The 7908-nt window shown below is 30.8% G+C and carries 6 protein-coding genes; 5 read left to right on the top strand and 1 reads right to left on the bottom strand.

The genetic code is table 11. The features are described 5' to 3' along the window. Nucleotides 1–100: 100 nt before the first annotated feature. Nucleotides 101–2197 (top strand): methyl-accepting chemotaxis protein, encoded by a 2097-nt coding sequence (locus tag Q0J35_RS08210; RefSeq protein ID WP_297195356.1) that lies wholly within the window; start codon nucleotides 101–103, stop codon nucleotides 2195–2197. Nucleotides 2198–2217: 20 nt separating this feature from the next. On the opposite strand, the gene Q0J35_RS08205 is transcribed toward Q0J35_RS08210, so the two are convergent. Further along, complete coding sequence (locus Q0J35_RS08205) at nucleotides 2218–2973, bottom strand: HugZ family heme oxygenase (RefSeq protein WP_297195354.1); 756 nt, start codon at nucleotides 2971–2973, stop codon at nucleotides 2218–2220. A gap of 246 nt (nucleotides 2974–3219) precedes the next feature. On the opposite strand from Q0J35_RS08205, the gene Q0J35_RS08200 reads away from it, so the two are divergent. The 4 genes from Q0J35_RS08200 to Q0J35_RS08185 are packed head-to-tail and all read left to right on the top strand — an operon-like array spanning nucleotide 3220 to nucleotide 7862. Continuing rightward, the gene (locus Q0J35_RS08200) at nucleotides 3220–5310 is read left to right on the top strand and encodes a TonB-dependent receptor (protein ID WP_297195358.1); all 2091 of its coding nucleotides are present in this window, start codon (nucleotides 3220–3222) and stop codon (nucleotides 5308–5310) included. Between the two features lie 7 nt (nucleotides 5311–5317). Further along, nucleotides 5318–6280, top strand: a complete 963-nt coding sequence (locus tag Q0J35_RS08195; protein WP_297195352.1) for an iron ABC transporter permease — start codon at nucleotides 5318–5320, stop codon at nucleotides 6278–6280. Further along, the gene (locus Q0J35_RS08190) at nucleotides 6277–7050 is read left to right on the top strand and encodes an ABC transporter ATP-binding protein (protein ID WP_297195350.1); all 774 of its coding nucleotides are present in this window, start codon (nucleotides 6277–6279) and stop codon (nucleotides 7048–7050) included. Before Q0J35_RS08195 ends, Q0J35_RS08190 begins: the two co-directional genes overlap by 4 nt. Then, entirely contained in the window at nucleotides 7047–7862 is an 816-nt protein-coding gene (locus Q0J35_RS08185; RefSeq protein WP_297195348.1) for an ABC transporter substrate-binding protein, read from the top strand. Before Q0J35_RS08190 ends, Q0J35_RS08185 begins: the two co-directional genes overlap by 4 nt. The last annotated feature ends 46 nt before the right edge of the window (nucleotides 7863–7908 follow it).

Genomic DNA, 7908 nt, shown 5'->3' with positions numbered 1-7908 from the left:
TATTAAGAGTCTATACAATATCATGCAGGTGGGTGGGGGGGGGGGGGAGGTCTGGAGTTAAAATTAGTTTTTAACATTTATAAAATAAGGGGGAGAATAAATGTTTTCAAAACTTAGTATTGGCACAAAGGCTATTATAAATATAGTTTTTGTGGTTTTGGTTTGTATGGGTGTGATGTCTTATTTTGTATTAAGCAAGGTAACGCAAGAGCAAGAAAAGTCCTCGATAGAACTTTTAAATTCTGTTTCAAGAGAAATTGAAGGACGTGCTTCTGGCTATCTTAATGAGCTATATGCTACCATAGCTTCCTCTCAGCTTGATATACAAAGAAATATTAATAATCCTTCCGACTTTAATCAAAGGTCTATGATAAATTCAGCTATAGCTATGCTTGATTCTTCTAATTGGGCTTTAGCCGCTTATGTTTATATAAAAGATAGTGCTTATAAAGGCGATGCTATACTTGATCCTAGAAATAGGCTTGCTAATGGCGAATTTATGTTGCTTATAAAAGATTCTCAAACAGATAAAGAAGGTGGTATAGAAATTTTACAAGCAGATGAAAATATGGTAAATGCTAAAACAGTGCAAGATGTGATGAATACTGGCAAAGTAAGCGTAGGAGACCCAACTTTTATAAATTTTGACGGAAGCAATATTTTAGAAGCTGCTATATCTTTTCCTATTAAAAATCAAAAAGGAGATTTAATAGGAGCCATTGGAATGCTAATAGATATGGAGCTTTTACAAAAAACTATTTTAGACCCTGAATTATCAGTCTTTAAGGGTGATTATAGAGTTTTATTATCTCATAACTTAATTATGGGTGTTCATCCAAATAGAGAAACCTTAGCCAAAGGACTTTTAGAAACAAATAGTCACGAATACACTGTTAAAATAGCAGAACATATTAGAAATAGACAAGATGGAACTTATGACTATCAATCTTTACAAGGATTTGAATCTAAAATGGCTATAAGCACTTTTGAAGTAGGACATAATACGGGTATTTATTGGACTTCTGGTGTTTTAGCACCCACAGAATCAATAAATGCCGTTGTTAATGATATGCAAAGAACAGTTATTATATCTATCATCACTTCCTTGCTTGTGATTATTTTATTTGTATCTTACTATATGAAAAAGAATATATCTATAAGATTAAATAACGTTTTAAATCATTTGCAAGCTTTTTTCAAATGCCTTAATTATGAAAGCAACAAATGTCCTGCCGATTTAAAACCTACCGCTGATGATGAGCTTGGAAAAATGGCGGTTGAAATAAATAGAAGTATAAGATTAACTCAAACGGGCATTGACAAAGATTCAGCGGCAGTAAAACAAAGTGTTGATGTTGTTAAAAAGATAGAAAGTGGAGATTTAACAGCTAGAATAACTGAAGTGCCTTATAATCCAAAATTAGAGGAGTTAAGACAGGTCTTAAATAAAATGCTTCAAACTATGCAAGATAAAATAGGTGCAAATATTAACGAGATAGAAAGAGTGTTTAACTCTTATACTAAGCTTGATTTTACAACCGATATAGATAATGCACGAGGACGAGTTGAACTTGTTACAAATACACTCGGAGATGAGATAAGAAAAATGCTAAACACATCTGCTTCATTTGCCCAAACTCTTTCATCTAAATTATCCTCATTAAGCGAACTTATGCAAAAGCTAACTGATGGCTCAAATATGCAAGCAAATTCTTTAGAGCAAAGTGCTGCGGCTATAGAGCAAATCACCTCTTCTATGCATAATGTTTCTGATAGAACTACACAGGTTATACAACAAACAGATGAGATAAAATCAGTGATTACAATCATAAAAGATATAGCAGATCAGACAAATTTACTTGCACTAAATGCAGCTATTGAAGCAGCAAGAGCTGGAGAACACGGCAGAGGCTTTGCTGTAGTTGCTGATGAAGTAAGACAACTTGCAGAAAAAACTAGTAAATCTCTAACAGAGATAGAAAGCTCATCAAATTTACTCGTGCAAAGCATAAATGATATGGCAGTTTCTATAAAAGAGCAAACTGAAGGAATTTCACAGATTAATGAGGCTATAAGCTCTCTTGAATCTGTTACAAGAGAAAATGTTGGTATTGCTAATAATACAAATGATGTTACAAAAGAAGTAAATGAAATGGCAAATGATTTAATGGAGGATGTAAATAAAAAGAAATTTTAAGATTAGACCTTAGTCTAATCTTATTTGTGAGGAAATTTATGAGGATTTCCTCTTGCTCCAGCTGTTGCGTGGCTTATCTTATCCTTATCTATATCATAAGCTTGTCCAAAACCTTTCACAAAGCGTCCCTTGCCAAAATCAAGTCTAACAAGATGAAAATCAAGCATAGTGCGTATAGTTTTTATGCCGCCAGCACCGCCCGTTTGTCTTTCAAATTCATCATAAATTTTATCAAAAAGCTCTCCTCTTTCTAAGAAAGAAGCATTGCTTTTATAACGAAGTCTTTTTCTAAGTATGACAGAAGCTGCCTTGCATTCATCTTCTAAAAACATAAGCTCGATGTTATTTGGATTTGCTTTGATATTATCAAAATGCTCACTCACTTCACTTATATAGATAAAATTTCCAAATTCTGTGCTAACAAAAGGTGCATAAGAGCAAGTAACTTCGCCATCTTTATTTAAAGTAGCTAAACAAACAGAATTAAAAGAAAGCATAAAGGAATTAATCTCGCTTTTTATCTCATCTGTGTTTGAGCTTGATTTAGCACTTTTACAAAGCTCTATGATAATGTCTTTTAAGCTATTTTCATCAGCCTTTCTTGGAAATTCAATTCTTATATTTTTAGCATTACAAACTATATCTAAGCCTTCAAAATCAACACTCACAAGCTTTACATTTTCTGCTTTTTCAATGCCACCAAACTTTTTACATAAATCAATAAGACTATCCTTATGATGTTCATTCATATGAGATATAACAGATTCAAAATTCATTCGTATTTCCTTTATAAAAAAATTTGCAAAAAAATAATAATATTTATCATATTAAAAGATTCTTAAAATTTGAAAAATTGCAAATAAAATACCATATATACAAGTTTTTTAATAATTTATATTAAATTTATTTAATTTTAATAATTATTATTATAAATTTTCACTTTCAATTTTATTAATAATATATATCATTATTATTATATTTTTTAAATATTTTTTTAAGGAGATTCTATGAGATTGTCTAAAATGGCATTTTTAGCTCTTTTATCATCGGGCTTATTTGCCGATCAAAATCAAACTGTTAGTTACAATCTAGGAGAAACAGTTATCTCAGCAAGTGGTTTTGAACAAGATGCAGATAGTAACTTAAGAAATGTTATAGTAATTAGTTCAAAAGATTTGCAAGATAAAGGATATATATCTTTAGAACAAGCACTTGAAAGAGTATCAGGTATATCCTTTGTAAATTTTGGGCTTGGAAGAAATATAGACATGAGAGGGCAAGGTAGTAAATCAAATGTATCAGTAAAGGTTATGGTAGATGGTAGACCTATAAATGTTTTAGATAATTCCCACGGTGTAACTCCGCTTGATGGTATAAATTTATCAACAGTAGAAAGGATAGAGATAATACCCGGAGGCGGTTCGGTTTTGTATGGAAACGGCACACGGGGGGGGGTGATAAACATCATCACAAAAAAAGAAAAACAAGATGGATTTGAAGTCGCCTTAAATGGAGGTGGATATGATAAAAGAGGTATGTTTGGAGATATAGATCTAGGTATAGACAAAAATATAAATGAAAATCTATCATTAAATTTTGATATAAAAGGTTTTAATGAACAGGGTTTTCAAGATGGTTATTCTCAAAAAGGTTTTTACGCAAATGCTAAGGCTTTGTTTGATTTTAACGATGAGGCTTCAAAACTTGGCTTAAGTTTATCGTATTTTGATACAAAAAACACCTCAACAGGATATCTTACCAAGGAACAAATAGAATCTGATCCTAGACAAAAAGGAAGCGGGGATAATATAACAAACATAACAAGACCAGAAGTAAGCCTTGATTTTTCACATAAATTTAGTGATCAGTTTGAATTTATGGCTAAAGCTTTTTATCAATATCAAGAAATAAGATATGAAAAAGATGTAACTAGTATGGGTGGTACAAATGCCTATCAAGATGGATCTGGATTTGAGGATATACTATCCGGTGTGAATTTAAAGGCTAAGTTTGATTATTTGGATAATTCTTATTTAGTTTTTGGCTATGACTTTTTAAATCATGATGCAAAAAGAAAAAGTATAACGTATTACTCTATTCCTATATTCTCACATCATATGGATACAACAGTAAATTTAAACAAGCAAAGCCATTCTGTATTCTTGCTTGATTCTCACTCGTTTAATGATTTTTTTTATTTATCAGGTGGAGCTAGAATGGAGTATGCAAAATATAAAGGAGATAGGCTTTATATAAATAACATGGATTTTAGTAATCCCGGAGCTCCGGATACATTTGAAAGCTCACCTTTCACAATAGAGGATAAAGATACTTTAAACTATGCTTTTGAAATAACACCTAATGTAAAATTTTCTGATACAGGCTCTGTGTATTTGAAATTTGAAAGCTCTTTTATTAGCCCAACCCCAGCACAGTTGGTAAGTAAAAATGCACCTAGTGCGGGAGGAAACTACTATACATCAAATTTAGTTCCTGAAAAATACCAAACTTACGAACTTGGTATAAAAGACTTTTGGTGGGATTTTCACAAATGGCAAATCAACTTTTTCTACACACAAAGCAAGGATGAAATTTCATACCTTGGAAATCCACATGCAACAGGTGGTTCATTTTGGCACTACTACAACATAGATAAAACCAGACGTTATGGTGCCGAAGTAATTTTAGAACAAAGCTTTATAGATGATAGATTAGTAACAAAGCAAAGCTTAAGTTATATAGATGCAAAAATATCAGGTGGTATAAACAAAGGAAAACTAATACCTTATGTTTCTCGCGTAAAAAGCACAGCTAGCGTAGACTTTAGCTTTAATAAATATTTGTCAAGCTTTGTTAATTTGACTTATTTTTCAAGATCAAAGGATAGTGGTTCAGTAAATGACAGCACTGGCAAAATGGTAGGCAATGCTTGGATTAGGGATTATTTCTTAACAGACTTGGGTGCTACCTTTAAATACGACAATTTGCAAGTCTTAGCAGGTATAAAAAATTTATTTGATAAAAAGTATTATACTTATCAAAATTCAATCTCTGATCAGTATTTACCTGGAAACGGTAGATCTTATTATTTGCAGTTTAAGTATAAATATTAGGATTTTCATGTTTAGAACTAGATTATTTATGTTTAGTGTTTTTACTGTTTTAGCTTATTTTGTTATGTTTTTCTTAGCTATTTGCATTGGTGATGAAGTTATAAATCCTATGGAAATTTTTTCAAATGATTTATATTATCAAATAATAATAGATATAAGATTGCCTAGAGTTTTAATGGCTATATTAGTTGGTATGCTTTTAGCAAGTTCTGGCACTATAACTCAAACAGTCTTTTCAAATCCAATAGCAGATCCATATATCATAGGTATAGCTTCAACAGCAGCTTTTGGAGCTACCCTAGCCTATATGCTTGGTATGTCTGATTTTTACTACGGAATTTTGGGCTTTTTATGCTCCTGTGCCTTCTCTTTACTTATATTTAGGATAGCTTCTAATGCTTCTCTTTCCACATTGCTTGTAATAGGGATATCAGTAGCTACTTTTTTGGGTAGCATAAGCTCTTTTTTAAGCTATATTATAGGAGAACAATCCTTTAAAATAACAGCCTTTCTAATGGGTTATCTTGGGATAGTATCTTATCTTAGAGTAGCTTTATTAGCTTTTGCTTTGTGTTTGTGCTTAGGTATTTTTTATTTTCATAGAAATGAGTTAAATATTATATTAAGCACAGATGATGAAGCCTTGAGTATGGGAGTAAATTCAAAAAAGCTTAAAAAAATACTTTTAGTAGTTTCATCAATAGCAGTTTCATTTGGTGTAGCATTTACAGGACTTATAGCCTTTGTCGGGCTTATCATTCCGCATATGGTAAGAGTTATTATAAGGGATTATGATAACACTAAAATTTTACCGCTTTGTACACTGTTTGGAGGCTTGTTTTTACTTGTTTGCGATACTTTTGCAAGATTTGCATTGGCTCCTGTAGAAATTCCTATAGGCATAATAACATCTTTAATAGGTGCACCTATATTCTTGTGTTTAGCATTAAAAATAAGGAGAATAGATTGATAGAATTTAAAAAAGTAAATTTTGCTTACGATAAAACTATCTTAGAAGATCTTAACTTTGAAGTAGAATATGGTGATTTTTTTGGAATTTTAGGTCCAAACGGTAGTGGAAAAAGCACAATGTTAAAAATACTTATAAAAAGTTTAAGTGCTTATAAGGGAGAAATTTTTGTGCTAGGAAAAAATTTGAAAGACTACACTATCAAAGAATACGCAAAACTCATAGGCTTTGTTCCGCAAAGCTCTGGACTTAACACACCTCTAAAGGTTATAGATATACTGTTAATGGGAAAATATCTTGAGCTAAAATACTCTTTTTCATCTTACAGTGATGAAGATATAGAAGATGTTATATCAAAGGCTAAGGTTTTTGGTATTGAAAAACTTTTGCAAAGAACAGCATTTTCACTAAGTGGTGGTGAATTTCAAAGAGTGCTTTTAGCTCGTGCTTTGCTAAAAAAGCCTAAAATTTTAATTTTAGATGAACCAACTTCAGCTCTAGATTTAAACTACTGTGTGCAAGCTTTAGGAATATGTGAAAAATTTGTAAAAGAGAAAGGCTTGACTGTGATATGTGTGCTACATGATTTAAATTTAGCTTCTTTATTTTGCAATAAAATATTATTCTTAAAAGAAGGAAAAATGCTTTATAAAGGAAGTGCCAAAGAGCTTTTTACAAAAGAAATTCTAAAAGAAGTTTATAATCTTAAATGTGAACTCATATACAGAGATGATAAACCATATATTTTAGCTTTAAAGGAGAAATTATGAAAAAACCATTAGTTATTTTACTTTTAATATCTAGCTTTATTTACGCAAAACAAAGACTTGTAGTGCTAGATCCAGCAAGTATAGAAATCATATATCTTTTAGGGGGCGGTGATGAGATAGTAGGTATAGCATCTTTGCAGCACTCAAATATCTATCCAGAAGATAAAACAAAAAAACTAAATTCTGTCGGAACTTTTTCAAACCCTTCATTAGAAAAAATTTTCTCTCTTAAACCAAGCTTAGTAATACTTAGCCAGTATTCTTTAAATTTGCAGGATAGTTTAGAAAAACTTGGCATAAAAACTATGTTTTTAGAAGCAAATGAACTTTCAGATATGAAAACAAACATAAAAAAAATAGGAGAAATTTTAAATAAAACAAAGGAAGCAGATGATTTGATAGTAAAATTCGAAAAAGATATGCAAGAATTTAAAAAAGATAGTTTTAACAAAAGTGCTATTTTTCTTTTTTCAAGCTCTCCTTTAATGGCATTTACAGATAATTCTTTAATAGCGGATATTTTAAGGGGACTTGGTATAAAAAACTTGAGTATGAAAAGTGAAATTCAAAGACCTATTATAAGCTCTGAGTTTATACTAAAACAAAATCCGGATCTTATAATAATAGGCATAGGTGCAAGAGACATAAAAGAATTAATAACACAAAACGAGGTGTTAAAAAACACCAATGCTTACAAAAATGGGCAAATTCTATTATATGATAACACTCATGTTCTTTTGAGATTAAGCCCTATTATGATAGAAAGGATAAAAGAATTTAGAAATTTTTTAAGTGAAAATTTAAATAAATAACTTTATAAAAATCGTTTTTTTAGCTATAATAAATAAAAAAAGGATT

Source organism: uncultured Campylobacter sp., assembly GCF_944323605.1.
Taxonomy (GTDB): Bacteria; Campylobacterota; Campylobacteria; order Campylobacterales; family Campylobacteraceae; genus Campylobacter_D.
Note: the sequence above shows the minus strand (reverse complement) of the source record. Positions and strands in the feature narration are given on the sequence as shown.